Genomic DNA, 17,504 nt, shown 5'->3' with positions numbered 1-17,504 from the left:
GTTTTATTTGCCCACCTCTAAAACTCATAAAAACCATGCGAAAATTAAAACTAACTATATGTTTTTAAAAAACAAAAAAACGGATCAGTAAAAAAAGAAATGATCTTTTTCGGATCATCAATTGTGGAAAAGACACTCGCTGCCCTTTTGCTCACCCTGTAAACGCACCTGACCATCCGGTGGACGGTTGTCGCGAAAAGCGTAACTTGTCCACCGATTAGTGATTCTGAGCGAGGCGAAGTGGATAACTAAAATCACTAGTGCAGAAAAAGAAAAAGCGACACCCGAGGATGTCGCCTAGCAAACAAGGTGAAAGCCAATTGATTGATTCGCTTTACCAAAAAGCTAAAAATTACACTGGAAGCAATGTGAGCAATGTCGTGTCAAAAAGAACTGGTTCAAGTTCGGGCGTTCAATCTCCACATGTCGATTCTTCAACAGAGGGGCATTTCACATCCTTATGAACTATCGTTCGTTCCCTAAGACATGGTTAATAATAATAGTTCTCATTTAATAGTCAATGGTCAAATGAGAAAAAATCTCATTTATTTTTTAATTGATTTTACAAAGTGGATTCTACTTTCTAAGATTTGATCTTTTTTCTCATACTCTTCAATAAGATAGTTATTTCTAATCAATAAGCGCAACATAGCAGGAAACTGATTGCGAGATTTCACTTTGATACATTGATACCCCTGCTCTAACGCCCATGTTTCTTGAACCTCAAGTAAGCGCTGCGCTACGCCATGACCTCGCGCTGCTGGAGCCACACCGCCAAACCAGCTGTAGAACGTTTCATTATCGAGCTCGTAACCAATTTTAAAACCTAGCAACCCGCTATCATTTTCTGCTACGAGCACTAAGCCAGTCTTATTGTTCAGTCGAGCTTGTAAGCTCTGTTCTGTTTCTTGCTGTGCAAACTCATGGATTTTTTCAACAAGTTGTACAACTTCACTCAGGGAGCCTTCACGAATTAACATCATTTTTCCTCAATTAAAAAGGCTGACTTACGTCAGCCTTGATCTTTGCTTTATTGGCTCAGAGTATTCTTTACTTTTTAGGTAAGTATTGCGCGGCTTTTGCGCTGTCTTCTGCTAACCACTGAGCAACGTCTTTGGCAAAATAAGTTAAAATGCCATCTGCACCTGCACGTTTGAAGCAAAGTAACGACTCCAACACCGTTTCGCGCTCTTTAAGCCAGCCATTCATAATTGCGGCTTTGTGCATCGCATACTCACCAGAAACTTGATAAGCGAACGTTGGCACTTGCAACTCCGTTTTCACACGGCGTACAACATCCAGATAAGGCATGCCGGGTTTCACCATCACCATATCTGCACCTTCATTGATGTCCATTGCCACTTCGTGCAAGGCTTCATCCGAATTGGCTGGATCCATCTGATAGTTTTTCTTGTTGCCGCCTTTCAAATTAGCAGATGACCCTACCGCATCACGGAATGGCCCATAGTAATTTGAAGCATACTTGGCTGAGTAAGCCATGATCTGGGTATGAATGTATCCGGCCTCTTCTAAAGCCTGACGAATGCGGCCAATACGGCCATCCATCATATCGGAAGGTGCAACCACATCTGCCCCAGCCTCTGCGTGAGACAGAGCTTGCTTGATCAGCACTTCGGTGGTTTCGTCATTTAGAACATAACCTTGCTCATCAATAATTCCGTCTTGACCATGCGTGGTAAATGGATCAAGCGCCACATCAGTGATCACGCCCATTTGGGGAACATGTTCTTTTAAAGCACGAACGGCACGCTGAACCAATCCTTCCGGATTGTAGGCTTCTGTTGCACATAGGCTTTTGGCATCTTGGTTAACAACCGGAAAGAGAGCAATCGCTGGCACACCAAGATTAGCGAGATATTGTGCTTCCTCCAGCATTAAATCGATCGACAAGCGCTCAACACCGGGCATGGAATCGACTTTCTCACGGCGATCTTTACCCATCAGGATAAACATCGGGTAAATCAGATCGTTCACCGATAATTGGTTTTCTGCCACAAGTCGACGGCTGAAATCATGTTTGCGCAGGCGACGTAAACGACGTCCTGGGAATTGACCTTGGATGGATACCGACACTCTACTCTCCTTCTTATATTGTCAGAGCCTGAAAGATCAGGCACTGGGGGAAGTGTTGGGCAAAATCATATCACTCTCGGCTCGGCATGCTAGCGTCAATAAAGGAAAAAGCCAAAAATGACCGAATGCTCACACTCACGTATACTCGGCATTGCCCCCCTAATGAGAGAAGATTTCATGATTGATACCCATGCCCACATCTATGCGACGGAATTTGACCACGACCGTGATGCGGTGGTGGAACGCGCTAAACAAGCGGGGATTGAAAAAATCCTGATGCCTAATATCGATCTCAATTCCATCGAGCCGATGTTGGCAACAGAAAAGGCCTACCCTGACCTGTGTCATTCGATGATGGGCTTACACCCTTGTTATGTGGATACCAATGTGAAGCAAACCTTAGCAACGGTTTATTCTTGGTTCTCTCGTCATTCCTTTATTGCCGTAGGAGAAATCGGCATCGATCTGTATTGGGATAAAACCTTTAAAGCAGAACAAGAGATGGCTTTTTTAACCCAGCTCAACTGGGCAAAGGAGTTCGATTTACCTGTCGTGATCCATACTCGCGATTCATTACACGAAACATTGGCTTTATTGAAGCAAGCTCAGGATGGCAACTTGCGTGGTGTATTTCACTGCTTTGGTGGCACGATTGATGAGGCAAAAGCAATCAATGATCTCGGCTTTCATCTTGGGCTGGGTGGTGTGAGCACATTTAAAAATAGCGGAATGGATCTGGTAATCCCACAGCTCGACCTTAATTACGTTATTTTAGAAACGGACTGCCCTTATTTAGCGCCAGCTCCCCATCGTGGTAAACGTAATGAACCGATGTTTACCCAACTGATTGGTGAAAAAATTGCTCAGCTATACTCAATGAACATCGATGAGATAAACGACATCACCACGAATAATTCCAATATATTGTTTAAATTGAATAAATAACAATTTTATAAATTTAATTTCATATGTTTTTATTGAAGTAGAATCACATTTAACTTAAATCAATAACTGTATGATGCGTGACAAATTTTCATATTCAACTTATACACTATGAATACTTGCACTCATACAAATCAACTACAACGTAAACGACGCACACTTTGGCAAAAAATACTCGGAATTAAAGAAATCTATCTTTGTAAAGATTGTGGGCATCTAATAAAAGTGAGATAGCACATTAATACCCCTGTAAATTCTCCCATCACCCACTCCCAAAGTTTCTGTAAATAGAATTTCATACCAACAAAATCATTTGTGTTGCGAATTATTTTGTTGGTTTTCGTCTTACTTCCCTTTGTTCACACTCCTACCCCACACGGAGGCATGACGACTTCGCGATCCCAACAAGGATCGAAACCTCGATCGCGTTGCGCAAACCATCTGTGGATAACTCTGTGATAAATTTCTTCACTCGCCGTCATCAAACCGCCTATTTCAAGGCTTTCTCGATAGGAATGGATTGGGGATACTTTCAAAATTACCCACAAGAAAATCAGGATCATCGCTACATGTTGTGGATCGAAACTCAGAAAACTACTTTATCAACGCAATTCACAGGATTACCCACAAGCGCTGTCATTTTAATCACAAGTGGATAACCTTACTGTTCTCCGGTACTTGTCTAAACTTGAATAGGTTACACTTAACACTACCTTGCATGCCAAATGAGAGCGAACCTATGGACCAATTTTCACACATCGATGTTAATGCTGCACAAAGCCTGATGGAGCAAAAACAAGCTCGTTTAGTTGACATTCGCGACCCACAATCTTTCCAACTCGCGCACGCTAAAAGCGCTTTTCACCTCACTAACCAATCTATGACTCAGTTCATGGAACAAGTTGAGTTTGATAACCCCGTTTTAGTGATGTGTTACCACGGGATCAGCAGCCAAGGTGCGGCCCAATATCTGGTTAACCAAGGATTTGAAGAGGTGTATAGTGTGGATGGCGGTTTTGACGCTTGGCAACGTGCCAACCTTCCTATTGAAGCGAGTTAACGATTAATGCTGTTACTGACCACTTTAAACAATCCGCGAGCAGCCCAAGCTTTTATTGATTACATGGCCGCTCATCAGATAGAAATTAAAATGATGCCGGATGCCAGTGGTCAGTTCACCCTTTGGGTACCGAATGATCAACATATTGATATTGCACAAGTTGAGCTGCAGGCGTTTTTACAAAACCCTTATGATCAGAAGTATCAAGCCGCGTCATGGGAGGTCGCCGATCAAAAACGCCCCCAATTTCATTACGCCTCCCCCAACTTATTCAGCCTCATCAAAGCCAAAGCGGGTGTATTTACTCTGCTGATCATGGCGCTATGTATTGCCATTTTTGCACTACAGACCTTTGGCGCTGGTGAAGCCATTTTTGCTGCCTTGCACTTTCCCGCTCAGGCTAGTGAGCAGTGGCAAATTTGGCGCTGGGTAAGCCATGCTTTACTGCATTTTTCAGTCATGCACATTGCTTTTAACTTACTCTGGTGGTGGCAGTTTGGTGGTGACATTGAACAACGTCTCGGCACTGTAAAATTGGTAAAACTATTCATTATTTCAGCCATCATCTCCGGTGCGGGACAATACTGGGTGGAAGGCGCAAATTTTGGGGGCCTATCTGGCGTGGTTTACGCTTTAGCGGGATATTTGTGGATTCTTGGCCAACGCGTGCCACAACTCGGGCTGTCGCTCCCGAGATCATTAATGGGTTTTATGCTGATTTGGTTAGCGCTGGGTTATGTTCAACCGTTTATGGCGATTGCCAACACCGCACATTTAGCGGGTTTAGTCAGTGGCATCGTTCTAGCTTGGATAGATAGCAAGCGCTACCAGCAAGCGTAATTGCAGTCTTTGGCATGAGAGTAAAAAAGCGGCTTAAGCCGCTTTTTATGATTAATCTTGGATATAAAACCAAAACTATTGGTAGATATACTTAGTAAACAGTAAATCTGCGATCACAGTACGGCCGACTTCAGGCAACAAAATATTGTTGAGGCGGTTAACCAGTGACTTACGCAAATCTTCACGTCCAGCTAAAGATTTAATGGTATCTTCGGTTTGTTTGCCCAATAACTCAACCACAGCATCACGAATCAAAGGTTGATGCTGTTCCACCACTGGCAAATCGGCCGCATTCGCCACCATAATATCGATACGCACTTGGATATAACCCAATTTGTTACCTTTGGTAAAAAAATTGGTCGTGAGATCAGGCTCTAAAGTGAAATAAGCCAGTTGAGGTGTAGCGGGTGGATCTTCGGCATGGCTGGCAAAGGACAGCATTAAGCTCAAAGCGAGCATTATTTGGACGACGTAACGTTTTAGCATATTTCTGTCTGCACTTTATTCTGTTCGCAATACTCGAACCGCCGGAGTCTTGTTACAATAGAGCATCCATTTGGTAAATAAAATGCTTTCCGCGTTCGAACTTTTGGGTTTGGAATCAAAATCTGAGCTTTATTGTATACCCAAACTACTTGGAGTTGCAGGTAAGAAGGATAATCGGGTAAAGCGTCAAATTGAATAATAGTATGAATCAATTAACTTCGCTCTATTTAGCTGCACTCTATCAGGTAGTTTGGCAACAACCTGATGAGATTGAGTTTCCAGATCCTCTAGCTAAACAGTGGCTACTTGAACAAGGCTCTTTATCACGACGGATGGCAACACATTGTGAGCACCTCAGCGTAGATTTACTGAGTAATCAAATCATGCCGGCAGAGTCATTGAGTCACGATGAAACCCTGTTACTCACCTCGGAAGAATACCTGCTGCGCCAAGTCATTCTTTGTGGCGACCAACAACCTTGGGTATTTGGCCATACTTTGATCCCACGCTCATCCATGCATAATCAGCAGTTTGATTTAGCCCAACAAGGAAAAATTCCGCTAGGATTAACCGTATTTAGTGCGGATAATGTCAAGCGAGATGCTCTGCAAGTAGGCTGGGTTGAAACAGACTTTGGGCGGCTATTAGCACGTCGCTCGCGTCTCTGGATGAACCACAAGCCCATGTTAGTCACAGAGCTGTTTCTCGCCACATCCCCGATTTACTCTAAGGAGAGAGTGTAAATGACCGCTGTTAAAGCGCGCGCTTACTGGCAACTGATGCGCATGGATCGCCCGATTGGCTCCCTACTCTTACTTTGGCCTACTCTGTGGGCGCTACTTTTAGCCGCTCAAGGCTTGCCGGATCTTCGCGTCTTAGTCGTGTTTGTATTAGGGGTTTTTTTAATGCGCTCGGCTGGGTGTGTGATCAACGATTACGCCGACCGCCATGTCGATGGCCATGTGAAGCGCACGAGCCAACGTCCATTGCCCGCAGGGTTAGTTTCGGCCAAAGAAGCCTTACTGCTGTTTGCCCTTCTTGCTGTCAGCTCGTTCTTACTCGTGTTGACCATGAATACCCTAACTATCCAGCTCTCTTTTATCGGCATTCTGTTAGCCTTTGTTTACCCGTTTATGAAGCGCTTCACTCACCTGCCTCAACTGGTGCTTGGCCTCGCGTTCAGTTGGTCGATTCCTATGGCTTGGGCTGCTCAAGCAGATACGCTGCCTCCACAAGTCTGGGTACTGTTTTTGATTAATGCGTTATGGACGATTGCTTACGACACTCAATACGCCATGGTCGACCGAGATGATGATGTGAAAATTGGCATCAAATCGACCGCGATCTTATTTGGGCGTTGGGATAAACGCATCATCGGCCTACTGCAATTGGCCACTTTGGGGTTACTGGTCGCTTTAGGCCAAGGCTTAGCGCTTGGCACCAGTTACTACTGGGGTCTGCTGATCGCAGCGGGGCTGTTTGCCTATCAGCAACATTTGATCCGTTATCGCGAACGTATGCCTTGTTTTCAGGCGTTTTTAAATAACAACTATGTGGGGATGGCCATCACCGCAGGCATTCTGCTCAGCGTTTGGTAATCCCAACTTAAGGCAAAAGAAAAGGCATCCGCAGGATGCCTTTTTCATTCGGTTCGATTGGCTAGAACACTTTCGATTGGCTAGAACACAATCGTTACGCGTCGACCTGACACAAGCTTTCTTGAATCGTCATGCGCACTTCTGGGTAGATCAGCGCATAAAGCTGGCGAGACAGCGGCTTCGCCGTTTCTAATACGCAACGGCCTTGATCATCGAGATATCCCTGCTCTTGCAACGTCACGAACAGCGAAGCAAATACCCCTTTGTCAAAGAACTCAGGCGCATTAATGCCATGCAAACGACCAAGACGCTGCGCCACTTCCTGACTCTTCTCTTCCAGCTCTGCTTTACCCAAATGTGGGCAGCTCACCAGCAGGTTCAGCGCAATCGCATAACGCTGCAGCGTTTCGGATATAATGCGCCCCAGCAGCATCAGCACTTGAGTTTGCGCTTGATTCAGGGTGACGGTTTTCCCTTCCACCGTGACCAAACCTTGGCGTGCTAGCTCCGCCACATAAAGCAGTACCAGATCGTTGAGTTCTTCTGCCTCAAAACGCAAAAACAGCTCTTGTTTCAGGAAAGGATAGATTTGTGCAACGGTCGCTTGCACCTTTTCCAGCGATACACTTTGCTGACGAATCAACAACTGAGCGATCAGCGATGGCAGAGCCAACAAGTGGATAATGTTGTTGCGATAATAAGTCATCAGGATCGATTGGTTACGATCCAGCGAAATAATGTCGCCCATGGTATCAGTTTCCACCACAAACTTATCCAACGACTCCGCATGTTCAACCAGCTTCTCTGCACTCTCACTCGGCAGCGTTGATGTGGCTGAATACGGCACATTGCGCAGCAGTGATAAGTAACAATCCACCTGCTTAATCAGGTTGTCACGCGCCAAGGCACGCTGACGCGAAGCAAGCAGCGCCGTCGCACACAGAGTCATCGCATTCACCGCTGCCGCATCGTTGATGTGCGTCATCATACGGTTCGCGAGTTTATTCACCGTTGGCGTCATCCATTGCGGCTTACTCTCGCCCATCGGGTCAATATCTTGCGTCCATTGCGGTACCGTTTCATTCAAAAACTGGTTGAGTGGGATCGGCTCACCGAAGTTCACGTAACCTTGACCAAAATTGCGCAGCTTACGCAGCGTGCGCAGCACTAAACCCGCATTCTCTTTCTCTTTACGTTTGCCGCGTAACTCTTTGGCGTAAGTACCCACTTCCATCACATGCTCATAGCCGATGTAGACTGGGACTAAAGTCACTGGACGATTCAAACCACGCAACATCGCTTGAATGGTCATCGCCAACATGCCGGTTTTCGCTGGCAGCAAGCGACCAGTACGCGAGCGGCCACCTTCGCTGAAGTATTCCACCGAATAGCCTTTCGCAAACAGCTCAGCAAGATATTCACGGAAAATCGTTGAATAAAGTGGCGCACCTTTAAAGCTGCGACGAATGAAGAATGCGCCGCCGCGGCGGAAAATCGGCCCGGCAGGGAAAAAGTTCAGGTTGATCCCAGCAGCAATATGCGGCGGCACCATGCCTTCATGATAAAGCACATAAGAAAGCAGCAAGTAATCCATATGGCTACGGTGACAAGGCACGTAGACAATTTCATGACCATCTTGCGCCAAGCGACGCACGGTCGCCGCGTTATTGATGTTCAAACCTTGGTAGATGCGATTCCACAGCCAACCTAAGATGCGATCGCCTTTTTTCACGAGCGAATAGGAAAAATCCGCCGCGATCTCATCCAGAATGTCGTGCGCTTCTTTGCGCGCTTTCTCAAGCGGGATCTGTTTGGATTTCGCTTCGTCCGCAATCGCTTTTTCAATCGCAGGAGAATTCATCAAGCGGGCAAACAGTTGTGCTCGCTGCGGCAAATTGGGGCCAGACGCCGCCAGTTTTTGCCGAGAGAAGTGAATGCGTGCTACACGAGCCAATTTATGGGCAATCGAGGCATCGGTGCCGTGGGTGTCCGCCATGTAACGCATCGACACCACTGGACTAAAACGCACCAAGCAGTCACGGCCAGAAGCCAAAACAGCCAGCGCTTTCTCCGGACCATTCAACGCTTGCAAATAAGGTCTTTCTTGCCCTTCTTTGCCCGGTTTACGTCCCCACAAGACCGTTGCTGGAATCACCTGCACATCCAACTCACTGTCGAGCTTATGTTCAGTCAGCAGCTCAGAAAACAGCGCAATAGAGTCACTCGGTACATGTTGATCGCTACTCAGCAGCGTTGGGCGCGAAGCAATAAACACATAGCGCTGGCAAGCTTTGCCATTCAGCATCAAAGGCTCTAAAGGGTCAGGCAGCCCAGCTTCTTTGGCATGTGTTTGCAACGTCAGCAGGTCGACGTTGGAGCGAAACGGTAAGGCGTAAATCACCGGTTTATGAGTATCGATATCCAGATCTTGGATCGGATTCGATGGAATCGCCGTCCCTTTCACCAGCACCGACATCGGCAACTTCAGTAGTGAACGGGATAATAGGTGTCCTGAAGACATAGAGTTCAAAGCCTCAAGATTCTTGAAATAAGCGCGACAGTACGTCTGCTTTCACGGCCAACGCGAGAGCTCACCATCGTGCGGTATCGTTTTTTGCGCGCCAAGAATACCAGAAACTGGTCAAACCTTTTAATTTAATTGCTTACATGCGCAGCATTTCCGAGTGAAATGGGAAGCAGCCACACCGTACTTGAAGCCATTATGGAGGACGCAATCCAGTGGCTAACTTCACAATCACACAAAAAACAAGCAATTGGCTTTGCAATTCTCATTGCACTGGATATACTCACAGTCAACTGTATAAAAAGACAGGTGACTCATGAAGCCGTTAACTCCACGCCAACAAGAAGTGTTTGATCTGATCAAAAGTAAGATCGATGAAACCGGAATGCCCCCAACCCGCGCCGAAATTGCTAAAGAGCTGGGTTTTCGTTCGGCCAATGCGGCTGAAGAACACCTCAAAGCGCTGGCTCGTAAACAAGTGATTGAAATGGTGCCCGGAGCCTCACGTGGGATCCGCATCCTCGTCGATAACGCCGCGAACGAAGAAGAAGCCGAAATAGGCTTGCCTTTGATTGGCCGCGTTGCCGCGGGTGAACCGATTCTTGCTCAAGAGCATGTGGAAGCACACTACCAAGTCGATCCAAGCATGTTCCGCCCGCAAGCCGATTTTCTGCTGCGTGTACATGGCGAAAGTATGAAGAACATCGGCATCCTCGATGGTGACTTACTTGCTGTGCACAAAACACAAGATGTACGCAACGGCCAAGTGGTGGTGGCGCGCGTAGAAGATGACGTCACGGTGAAACGTCTGGAGCGCAAAGGTTCCAAAGTTTTCCTGCATGCGGAGAATGAAGAGTTTGCGCCAATCGAAGTCGATTTAGCCGCGCAATCACTCACCATTGAAGGCATTGCAGTAGGCGTCATTCGCAACAGCACTTGGATGTGAAGATTGTTGAGATAAATTCTCAACAACTTGCCTTCTTATTTGAGATTCATTATCATCTTCCTATCCCAGCATAGGAAGATGAGCATGCGCCACTCAGATTCACCCACCTCAGACCCATACCAAGTTCCTGCGAATTTGGTTCAGCCACTTTGGCTACGCAGCCGAGAAAGCTTGGTCGATAATGGCTTGGTGTATGATCCGATTGCAGCCAATGCCTGTAGGCGTTGCGCTTTAGCGCAAGACTGCCTGACTGGCGATATCGCTCAAAAGCAGTTACTGCACGTCACTTTGACTCAACTTTGTGATCAACAAGTTCGCCACTTTCTTGATACTCATCCTGATGGCTGGATCATTAATGTCGGTGCTGGCCTCGACACCCGCTTCTATCGAGTAGATAACGGCCGCTGCCACTGGATTGAGTGGGATATCACTGAAAATCTATTATGGCGTGAAAAGCTGTTTCACCGCAGTGAGCGTTATCAACTGGTGTGTGGTGATGTGATGCAACCACAAGGGCTCGCCGAACTGCCGATCCCTGAATTCGCTCCTGTGCTGTTGGTCTGTGAACATGCCTTGCTCGATTGCGATGCTCAGCAAGTGGCGCGTTTCGTGCGCTCTATCGGATTACATTTTGCCAAAGCCAGCGCCTGCCTTGTGGTGGCGGGAGATAAAACCTCCAGCTATCTAGGCCAAAAACTGGGCTGTGAAGCTTATGCCCACGGGTTTACCTGCGCAGGTGATGCCATCATCAATTGCTTGCCGTGGGCGAAATCGGTACGCACTTTCTCACCACTGGATCGCCATTGTGATCGCTGGAAATTTTGGCAACGCGCGATTGCACGCTCCGGCATTTACAAAACACGCTTAACCCCTGTTGTTGTTAACCTAGATTGGTAACCCGCCATCTCGGTCATGTCATAGCCCAACTATCCCCACTCAGTTACACTAACCGCAAGTCGTTACTGAGGTTTTCTGTGTGTCACTGATTTTGCAAACGTTGAAACAACCGAACGTGCATCGCCAAGTGCTGGCGATCGCGCTGCCTATGGTGCTGTCTAACATTACCGTTCCACTGCTCGGCTTGGTCGATGCTGCGGTGATCGGTCATCTCGAACACGCTTGGTATTTAGGCGGCGTGGCACTCGGCAGCACTATGATTAGCGTGACATTCTGGCTGCTCGGTTTTTTACGCATGTCGACCACAGGCTTAACCGCCCAAGCGCACGGTGCGCAAAATTCACAGCAGCTTGCTCGAGTTTTACTGCAAGGCAGCGTCATTGCACTGGGTTTAGCCGCACTGTTTTTACTGTTTCATCGCCCTATCGCCGAACTGATTTTTCACTTCAGCGATGCCAGCAGCGAAGTCAAAACCTACGCTGAAACGTATTTCTACCTTCGTGCTTGGAGTGCTCCAGCCGCACTCCTTAACTTTGTGCTATTGGGCTGGTTACTCGGTACGCAAAATGCCCGCGCCCCGATGTGGATGGTGATCATTACCAACCTGACCAATATTGTGCTCGATCTACTGTTGGTACTCGGGCTTGGGCTGAAAGTCGAAGGAGCCGCCATTGCGTCAGTTATTGCCGATTATGCCGGTCTCTTGTTTGGTCTCCTGTGTGTGGTGCGTTACTGGCGGCAGCATCAGCTCCCAGCCCCTTTCTCTTTCATCCCCTCTCTCACCAAAGAGCTTTCCCGTTTAGTGGCGCTCAATCGTGACATCTTCCTCCGCTCACTCTGTCTGCAAGCCGTATTTAGCTTTATGACCTTTCAAGGCGCAGCGTTGGGAGATGAAATCGTCGCTGCTAATGCGGTGCTGATGAGCTTTTTGATGATGATTTCCTACGGTATGGATGGATTTGCCTACGCGATGGAAGCCATGGTCGGTAAAGCAATTGGTGCCAAGGATGATCGCCAACTGCGTACTGCCATGATTAGCAGTACCTTTTGGGCTACCATGATCTGTTTGCTGTTAAGCCTGATCTTCTTAAGTTTTGGATCGGATCTGACCCAGATGATCACTAACATTCCGAGCGTTCAAGCAACGGCGGAGCATTATCTGCCTTGGCTGGTCGCCATGCCATTAATCGCCGTATGGTGTTTTCTATTGGATGGTGTGTTTATCGGCGCGACCAAAGGCAAAGAGATGCGAAATAGCATGGCTATTTCGGCCGTCGCCTTCTTTGCCATTTACGGGTTCATGACCCACTACGGTAATCACGCTCTGTGGCTAGCCATGCTCAGCTTTATGGCATTGCGTGGCGTGACACTTGGCATCGCTTTAGCAGCCCAATGGCGCGCTGGCACCTTCTTACAATCTAGCTAAAAAGTAGGGAGCACACATGTGCTCCCTATTCTCATCAATCGCTTACGCCATCATTGATGCCATGGTTTTATTCGTCTTCTTGCGCTTCATCGGGCTCGTCACGGGTATAAAAACGGGCGAAGAACAAGCCGACTTCAAACAACAAGCACATAGGAATCGCGAGTAGCGTTTGCGAAATCATATCCGGTGGGGTTAGCAGCATGCCGACCACAAATGCCCCAACAATAATGTAAGGACGCTTTTCCGACAGGCTTTTAGGCGTGGTTGCGCCCGTCCAGCACAGCAGAATGATCGCCACGGGTACTTCAAACGCGATACCAAAGGCTAAAAACAGCGCCAATACAAAATCGAGATAACTCGCGATATCGGTCGCGAACTCCACACCACCGAGTGAAATAGCGGTGAAAAATCCAAACACCAGCGGAAACACCACAAAATAGGCAAACGCCACACCGCAGTAAAATAGCAGCGAGCTAGAGACCAGCAGCGGGAAGATTAAACGCCGTTCGTGCTTATATAAACCGGGAGCCACAAACGCCCACACCTGATACAAAATGAAAGGCACCGCGAGAAACACAGCGGCAATCAACGTCAGCTTTAAAGGTGTGAAAAAGGGTGAAGCCACATCGGTCGCAATCATGGTTGCGCCCGCGGGAAGTCGCTCGACTAGGGGTTTTGAGACAAACTCGTAAATTTCATTCGAGAAATAGATCAAGCCAATAAATATCACCACCACGGCCGCCACTGCTTTGAGTAGGCGATTACGCAGTTCCAGCAAATGGCTGATCAAAGGTTGGGTCTGTTCAACGGAAGACATGCAAACCTCATGTAACAGATCAAAAAAGAGTTATCACATCAGTACTAAAACCTAGGATAACTCTTGATAAAGAGAGCTTAAAAAACGCTTATTCGGACTTTTTTTCCGCCGGTTGCGACGCGCTATCGAGGCGAACATCGGGCTCTGTAGCCGAACTGGGGTTGCTACTGGTAGAGCTAGCTTCGCGGCTTGGGGTTGCGGCGTAAGGACGCTGCACTTCCTGCGCGGCTTGCTTGAGTGATTCCACCGATTTTTGCAGTTCAGGAGATAAATTTTGCATCCCCATCTGCTCGGCTTTGCGCAGGTTTTCTTGTAACTCCTGCACTTTCAACTCATGCGCTAACTCATCCTTCACGCTATTGGCCATGCTTTTCGCTGCAGAGACAAACTTTGCCACGCTGCGAATCGCATGGGGTAATCGCTCAGGGCCAAGCACCACCAGCGCCACAATAGCGATCAATACCAGTTCCCAAAAACCGATATCAAACACGACTTATGCCTGCTCTTTGTCTTTTTTCACTTCAGCAGACGCATTGGTTTTGGCCTGCTCAAGATTTTTGGTTTCGAAGTCAGCATCTTTCTGATTTGCTGCGCTGTTTGACTCTTCTTCCGACATGGCTTTCTTAAAGCCTTTGACCGCGCTGCCCAAATCACTGCCAATACCGCGCAGTTTCTTAGTGCCAAACAGCAATACCACGATCACTGCAATGATAAGAAGTTGCCAAATACTGATACCACCCATCTCTTTTACCTCGGGTTATGTGTGAACAAATCTTCGAACTTATCGACGCGACAAGGCGCTTACTGGCGATAAGCTCGCCAACTCAATAGCCAACATAACACGCCAATGGTCGCGCTACCGATCGCTAAAGGTTCTAATTGGTTGGAGATCCATATCGCCGAGCATACGACTAATGTGGCTCCAACACCAAACAAAAACTTTCCCGTCCCTTGTTGACGTTTGGATTGGCGATAACCTTGATAAAGATTATCTAAACGCTGATTCAAGTTACGACCTTGCTTTAAGCTGTCATACAACAATTCTGGCAGCTCAGGCATTTTTTCAAACCATAAGGGCGCACGCTCTTTCAATGCATGCAAGAAAGCTTGTGGTCCCACTTGGTTAGCCATCCACTTTTCTAAAAACGGTTTGGCGGTTTGCCATAAATCGAGTTGTGGGTAGAGCTGACGCCCCAAACCTTCGACATACAGCAGTGTTTTTTGCAGCAAAACTAACTGCGGCTGCACTTCCATATTGAAGCGTCGCGCGGTGTTAAACAGATTCAGTAACACGTGACCAAATGAAATCTCACACAGCGGTTTGGCGAAAATCGGCTCACACACCATGCGGATCGCCACTTCAAACTCATCAACATTGGTATCCAGTGGTACCCAACCGGAATCGACGTGCAGTTGCGCTACGCGGCGATAGTCACGATTGAAGAAGGCGAGGAAGTTTTCGGCCAGATAGCGCTTATCTTCGCTATTCAGTGTCCCGACTATGCCGCAGTCCAAACCAATCCATTGCGGGTTTTCAGGATGGTTAGGATTGACGAACACGTTACCCGGATGCATATCCGCATGGAAGAAACTGTCGCGAAACACTTGGGTGAAAAACACACTCACGCCACGTTCCGCCAGTAACTTCATATTGGTGCCGTTGGCATGAAGTCCTGCCAAGTCAGAAACTTGGATGCCGTATATTCGCTCAGAAACCATGACAGTTTCATTACAGAAATCAGTTAACACCTCAGGGACATACAACTCTTCGCTGTTTTCGAAGTTGCGGCGCAGCTGAATCGCATTGGCCGCTTCACGGCGCAGGTCCAACTCATCGAGCAAGGTTTTCTCGTATTCGCGTACCACTTCCACCGGTTTTAAGCGGCGTGCTTCTGGCAGCGCTTTAGCCACAATGCGTGCCACGCGATACATCAGCTTGATGTCGGCATCAATCTGCGGACGAATATCCGGACGAATCACTTTCAGCACCACATCACGACCATTACTCTTGAGCTTGGCGGTGTGTACTTGGGCTATCGACGCGGAAGCTAATGGTTTGATATCAAAGTCATCAAACCAAGTTTCCAGCGGTGCACCGAGTTCTTCTTCAATCAATTGCTTGGCTTGTAGGCCATCAAACGGAGCGACTTTATCTTGCAACATAGCCAAGGGATCGGCGATGTGCGGCGGAAACAAATCACGGCGAGTCGACATCATCTGCCCAAACTTAATCCACACCGGGCCAAGTTCTTGCAGTGCCAAACGTAAACGATCACCTAACGCTTTATCGGCGTGTTGATTGCGCAGCCAAAAAAGAGATTTACGCGCCAGTAGCGGCGCTCGGGTCAGATGATGCTCTGGCAACAGCTCATCTAAGCCATATTCGAGTTGAACTTTAACTATCCGGTATAAACGTTTCAGCTCTGCAGGTTTCATGCTTTTTCCAGTAACTGGTTCAAACGCGCTTCTAAACGCGCAGCGTGACTTTTCACGTCATCCACTTGATCGCAAAAATAGGCAATTTCCAACGGTGGCGGCGCAATCCGCCACTCTTCAGTGAGCACCTGTGCCAAGTGGTTTTGATGCTTATGCGCTTGCTGTTTTAGCGCGCCGGCGATGCTTTTCACACCATGCACGACACTGTGTGCCACCACATCACCCGTGATGCGCGATAACCACTCTTCCACATCCGGTTTGCAATCGGTCATCAGCTCGGAAAACTTCTGCGCCAGTTGGATATCGCCGTCCAGCTCTAGCTTATCTTGCTTGATCAACTGGGTAATATTGGCTTGCTCACGCAACTGAGGAAGAATCGAGAGGTTTAATGCCAGATAGCAATCCGGCTGGCCTTCAAAGCCGGTCATCACATCGATGCGCTGACTGAACACAAAGGTCAGGGATTGATTTAACTCTCGCAGATGCAGCAAAATCACTTTGCCTTTCAGACGCAGCAGTTTGCGGCCTAACGCCGGATCATCATTGATGAGCGTATTGAGCGTGGTTTCAATCACTGCGGTCAGCAAAGGAGACAGTGGCATGGTTGCAAGCAATGACATAGCAGCCCTTAAAATTTGTAACCACGATGCAGCGCCACAATGCCGCCGGTCAGGTTGTAATAGGTGGTTTGTTCAAAACCCGCCTCTTCCATCATGCCTTCTAGAGTCTCTTGATCCGGATGCATGCGGATCGACTCAGCGAGATAGCGATAGCTGTCTGCATCATTGGCAATCAGTTGCCCCATCTTAGGCAAAATATGGAACGAGTAAGTGTCATAAAGCTTAGACAGCGGCTCAAGGATCGGCTTAGAAAACTCCAGCACCAACAAACGGCCGCCGGGTTTCAATACACGGAACATCGAACGCAGTGCTTTATCTTTGTCGGTCACGTTACGCAGACAGAAACTGATGGTGATGCAGTCAAAATAGTTGTCTGGGAAAGGCAGCTCTTCGGCGTTGGCTTGCACGTAATGCACATTGCCTACCACGCCGCTGTCGCGCAGTTTATCGCGGCCAACATTGAGCATAGAGTTATTGATATCGGCCAAAATCACATGGCCTTTCTCGCCCACAATACGTGAGAATTTCGCGGTTAAATCGCCTGTACCGCCGCCCAAATCGAGAATGCGTTGTCCCGGACGTGCGCCTGAACAATCGATGGTAAAGCGCTTCCATAAACGGTGGATACCGCCCGACATCAGGTCATTCATGATGTCGTATTTGGCCGCAACCGAGTGAAACACTTGCGCGACTTTATGTACTTTTTCATCTTTACGTACGGTTTCAAACCCGAAGTGGGTCGTTTCCTGATTGTCTGTTGCAGAGTTTGCTAGCACGTTGGTGTCCGTCATTATTTTTCCTCTTTGGCCGTCATGACT

The 17,504-nt window shown here is 47.7% G+C and carries 18 protein-coding genes; 8 read left to right on the top strand and 10 right to left on the bottom strand.

Annotated elements, in window-relative coordinates:
- Nucleotides 1–545: 545 nt before the first annotated feature.
- Both EPB59_RS12830 and hemB read right to left on the bottom strand, forming a co-directional pair.
- Nucleotides 546–980, bottom strand: coding sequence for a GNAT family N-acetyltransferase (locus EPB59_RS12830; RefSeq protein WP_195707119.1), 435 nt, complete (start codon nucleotides 978–980; stop codon nucleotides 546–548).
- Between the two features lie 70 nt (nucleotides 981–1,050).
- Nucleotides 1,051–2,094 carry a porphobilinogen synthase gene (gene hemB / locus EPB59_RS12825; RefSeq protein WP_154173077.1) on the bottom strand — a complete coding sequence of 348 codons (1,044 nt, stop codon included), beginning with the start codon at nucleotides 2,092–2,094 and terminating at the stop codon, nucleotides 1,051–1,053.
- Nucleotides 2,095–2,271: 177 nt separating this feature from the next.
- On the opposite strand from hemB, the gene EPB59_RS12820 reads away from it, so the two are divergent.
- From EPB59_RS12820 to glpG, 3 genes are all read left to right on the top strand, one after another.
- Nucleotides 2,272–3,039, top strand: a complete 768-nt coding sequence (locus EPB59_RS12820) for a TatD family hydrolase (RefSeq protein WP_154173231.1) — start codon at nucleotides 2,272–2,274, stop codon at nucleotides 3,037–3,039.
- Nucleotides 3,040–3,775: 736 nt separating this feature from the next.
- On the top strand, nucleotides 3,776–4,096 hold the full coding sequence (gene glpE, locus EPB59_RS12815) for a thiosulfate sulfurtransferase GlpE (RefSeq protein ID WP_154173075.1): 321 nt from the start codon (nucleotides 3,776–3,778) through the stop codon (nucleotides 4,094–4,096).
- 6 nt (nucleotides 4,097–4,102) lie between these two features.
- Complete coding sequence (gene glpG / locus EPB59_RS12810; protein WP_154173073.1) at nucleotides 4,103–4,936, top strand: rhomboid family intramembrane serine protease GlpG; 834 nt, start codon at nucleotides 4,103–4,105, stop codon at nucleotides 4,934–4,936.
- A 75-nt stretch (nucleotides 4,937–5,011) separates the two neighbouring features.
- On the opposite strand, the gene EPB59_RS12805 is transcribed toward glpG, so the two are convergent.
- Nucleotides 5,012–5,422 (bottom strand): flagellar basal body-associated protein FliL, encoded by a 411-nt coding sequence (locus EPB59_RS12805; protein WP_055052110.1) that lies wholly within the window; start codon nucleotides 5,420–5,422, stop codon nucleotides 5,012–5,014.
- Nucleotides 5,423–5,625: 203 nt separating this feature from the next.
- On the opposite strand from EPB59_RS12805, the gene EPB59_RS12795 reads away from it, so the two are divergent.
- Both EPB59_RS12795 and ubiA read left to right on the top strand, forming a co-directional pair.
- Nucleotides 5,626–6,165: a chorismate lyase gene (locus tag EPB59_RS12795; RefSeq protein ID WP_055052109.1), complete on the top strand. Its 540-nt coding sequence runs from the start codon at nucleotides 5,626–5,628 to the stop codon at nucleotides 6,163–6,165.
- Nucleotides 6,166–7,020 (top strand): 4-hydroxybenzoate octaprenyltransferase, encoded by an 855-nt coding sequence (gene ubiA, locus EPB59_RS12790; protein WP_154173071.1) that lies wholly within the window; start codon nucleotides 6,166–6,168, stop codon nucleotides 7,018–7,020. It begins immediately after the preceding gene.
- A 94-nt stretch (nucleotides 7,021–7,114) separates the two neighbouring features.
- Here the strand turns inward: ubiA and plsB are convergent, their stop codons facing one another.
- Entirely contained in the window at nucleotides 7,115–9,541 is a 2,427-nt protein-coding gene (gene plsB, locus EPB59_RS12785) for a glycerol-3-phosphate 1-O-acyltransferase PlsB (RefSeq protein ID WP_154173069.1), read from the bottom strand.
- A gap of 319 nt (nucleotides 9,542–9,860) precedes the next feature.
- Here plsB and lexA point away from each other — a divergent pair, with 319 nt between their 5' ends.
- From lexA to dinF, 3 genes are all read left to right on the top strand, one after another.
- The gene (gene lexA / locus EPB59_RS12780; RefSeq protein WP_000803691.1) at nucleotides 9,861–10,490 is read left to right on the top strand and encodes a transcriptional repressor LexA; all 630 of its coding nucleotides are present in this window, start codon (nucleotides 9,861–9,863) and stop codon (nucleotides 10,488–10,490) included.
- 84 nt (nucleotides 10,491–10,574) lie between these two features.
- The gene (locus EPB59_RS12775) at nucleotides 10,575–11,387 is read left to right on the top strand and encodes a class I SAM-dependent methyltransferase (RefSeq protein ID WP_001216392.1); all 813 of its coding nucleotides are present in this window, start codon (nucleotides 10,575–10,577) and stop codon (nucleotides 11,385–11,387) included.
- A 79-nt stretch (nucleotides 11,388–11,466) separates the two neighbouring features.
- A complete protein-coding gene (dinF, locus tag EPB59_RS12770) occupies nucleotides 11,467–12,813 on the top strand; it encodes an MATE family efflux transporter DinF (RefSeq protein ID WP_154173067.1) in 1,347 nt (448 codons plus the stop codon).
- A gap of 67 nt (nucleotides 12,814–12,880) precedes the next feature.
- Here dinF and tatC read toward each other — a convergent pair whose 3' ends face one another.
- The 6 genes from tatC to ubiE form a co-directional block, all read right to left on the bottom strand.
- The gene (gene tatC, locus EPB59_RS12765) at nucleotides 12,881–13,630 is read right to left on the bottom strand and encodes a twin-arginine translocase subunit TatC (RefSeq protein ID WP_000099889.1); all 750 of its coding nucleotides are present in this window, start codon (nucleotides 13,628–13,630) and stop codon (nucleotides 12,881–12,883) included.
- A gap of 88 nt (nucleotides 13,631–13,718) precedes the next feature.
- The gene (tatB, locus tag EPB59_RS12760; RefSeq protein WP_154173064.1) at nucleotides 13,719–14,120 is read right to left on the bottom strand and encodes a Sec-independent protein translocase protein TatB; all 402 of its coding nucleotides are present in this window, start codon (nucleotides 14,118–14,120) and stop codon (nucleotides 13,719–13,721) included.
- 3 nt (nucleotides 14,121–14,123) lie between these two features.
- Nucleotides 14,124–14,372 carry a Sec-independent protein translocase subunit TatA gene (gene tatA, locus EPB59_RS12755; protein ID WP_000508969.1) on the bottom strand — a complete coding sequence of 83 codons (249 nt, stop codon included), beginning with the start codon at nucleotides 14,370–14,372 and terminating at the stop codon, nucleotides 14,124–14,126.
- Between the two features lie 59 nt (nucleotides 14,373–14,431).
- Nucleotides 14,432–16,066: a ubiquinone biosynthesis regulatory protein kinase UbiB gene (ubiB, locus tag EPB59_RS12750; protein ID WP_000801143.1), complete on the bottom strand. Its 1,635-nt coding sequence runs from the start codon at nucleotides 16,064–16,066 to the stop codon at nucleotides 14,432–14,434.
- The gene (locus tag EPB59_RS12745; RefSeq protein WP_195707118.1) at nucleotides 16,063–16,668 is read right to left on the bottom strand and encodes a ubiquinone biosynthesis accessory factor UbiJ; all 606 of its coding nucleotides are present in this window, start codon (nucleotides 16,666–16,668) and stop codon (nucleotides 16,063–16,065) included. Before EPB59_RS12745 ends, ubiB begins: the two co-directional genes overlap by 4 nt.
- A 26-nt stretch (nucleotides 16,669–16,694) precedes the next feature.
- Nucleotides 16,695–17,477, bottom strand: coding sequence for a bifunctional demethylmenaquinone methyltransferase/2-methoxy-6-polyprenyl-1,4-benzoquinol methylase UbiE (gene ubiE / locus EPB59_RS12740; protein WP_154173060.1), 783 nt, complete (start codon nucleotides 17,475–17,477; stop codon nucleotides 16,695–16,697).
- Nucleotides 17,478–17,504: the final 27 nt, after the last annotated feature.

Origin of the sequence: Vibrio metoecus (assembly GCF_009665255.1) — a bacterium.
Classification (GTDB): Bacteria; Pseudomonadota; Gammaproteobacteria; order Enterobacterales; family Vibrionaceae; genus Vibrio; species Vibrio metoecus_B.
Note: the sequence above shows the minus strand (reverse complement) of the source record. Positions and strands in the feature narration are given on the sequence as shown.

Coding starts and splice junctions, on each gene's coding strand:
- ubiE (WP_154173060.1), bottom strand. CDS start 17,477: ATGACGGACACCAACGTGCTAGCAAACTCTGCAACAGACAATCAGGAA.
- tatC (WP_000099889.1), bottom strand. CDS start 13,630: ATGTCTTCCGTTGAACAGACCCAACCTTTGATCAGCCATTTGCTGGAA.
- glpE (WP_154173075.1), top strand. CDS start 3,776: ATGGACCAATTTTCACACATCGATGTTAATGCTGCACAAAGCCTGATG.
- glpG (WP_154173073.1), top strand. CDS start 4,103: ATGCTGTTACTGACCACTTTAAACAATCCGCGAGCAGCCCAAGCTTTT.
- tatA (WP_000508969.1), bottom strand. CDS start 14,372: ATGGGTGGTATCAGTATTTGGCAACTTCTTATCATTGCAGTGATCGTG.
- EPB59_RS12745 (WP_195707118.1), bottom strand. CDS start 16,668: ATGCCACTGTCTCCTTTGCTGACCGCAGTGATTGAAACCACGCTCAAT.
- EPB59_RS12820 (WP_154173231.1), top strand. CDS start 2,272: ATGATTGATACCCATGCCCACATCTATGCGACGGAATTTGACCACGAC.
- lexA (WP_000803691.1), top strand. CDS start 9,861: ATGAAGCCGTTAACTCCACGCCAACAAGAAGTGTTTGATCTGATCAAA.
- plsB (WP_154173069.1), bottom strand. CDS start 9,541: ATGTCTTCAGGACACCTATTATCCCGTTCACTACTGAAGTTGCCGATG.
- EPB59_RS12775 (WP_001216392.1), top strand. CDS start 10,575: ATGCGCCACTCAGATTCACCCACCTCAGACCCATACCAAGTTCCTGCG.
- ubiA (WP_154173071.1), top strand. CDS start 6,166: ATGACCGCTGTTAAAGCGCGCGCTTACTGGCAACTGATGCGCATGGAT.
- EPB59_RS12805 (WP_055052110.1), bottom strand. CDS start 5,422: ATGCTAAAACGTTACGTCGTCCAAATAATGCTCGCTTTGAGCTTAATG.
- EPB59_RS12795 (WP_055052109.1), top strand. CDS start 5,626: ATGAATCAATTAACTTCGCTCTATTTAGCTGCACTCTATCAGGTAGTT.
- ubiB (WP_000801143.1), bottom strand. CDS start 16,066: ATGAAACCTGCAGAGCTGAAACGTTTATACCGGATAGTTAAAGTTCAA.
- EPB59_RS12830 (WP_195707119.1), bottom strand. CDS start 980: ATGTTAATTCGTGAAGGCTCCCTGAGTGAAGTTGTACAACTTGTTGAA.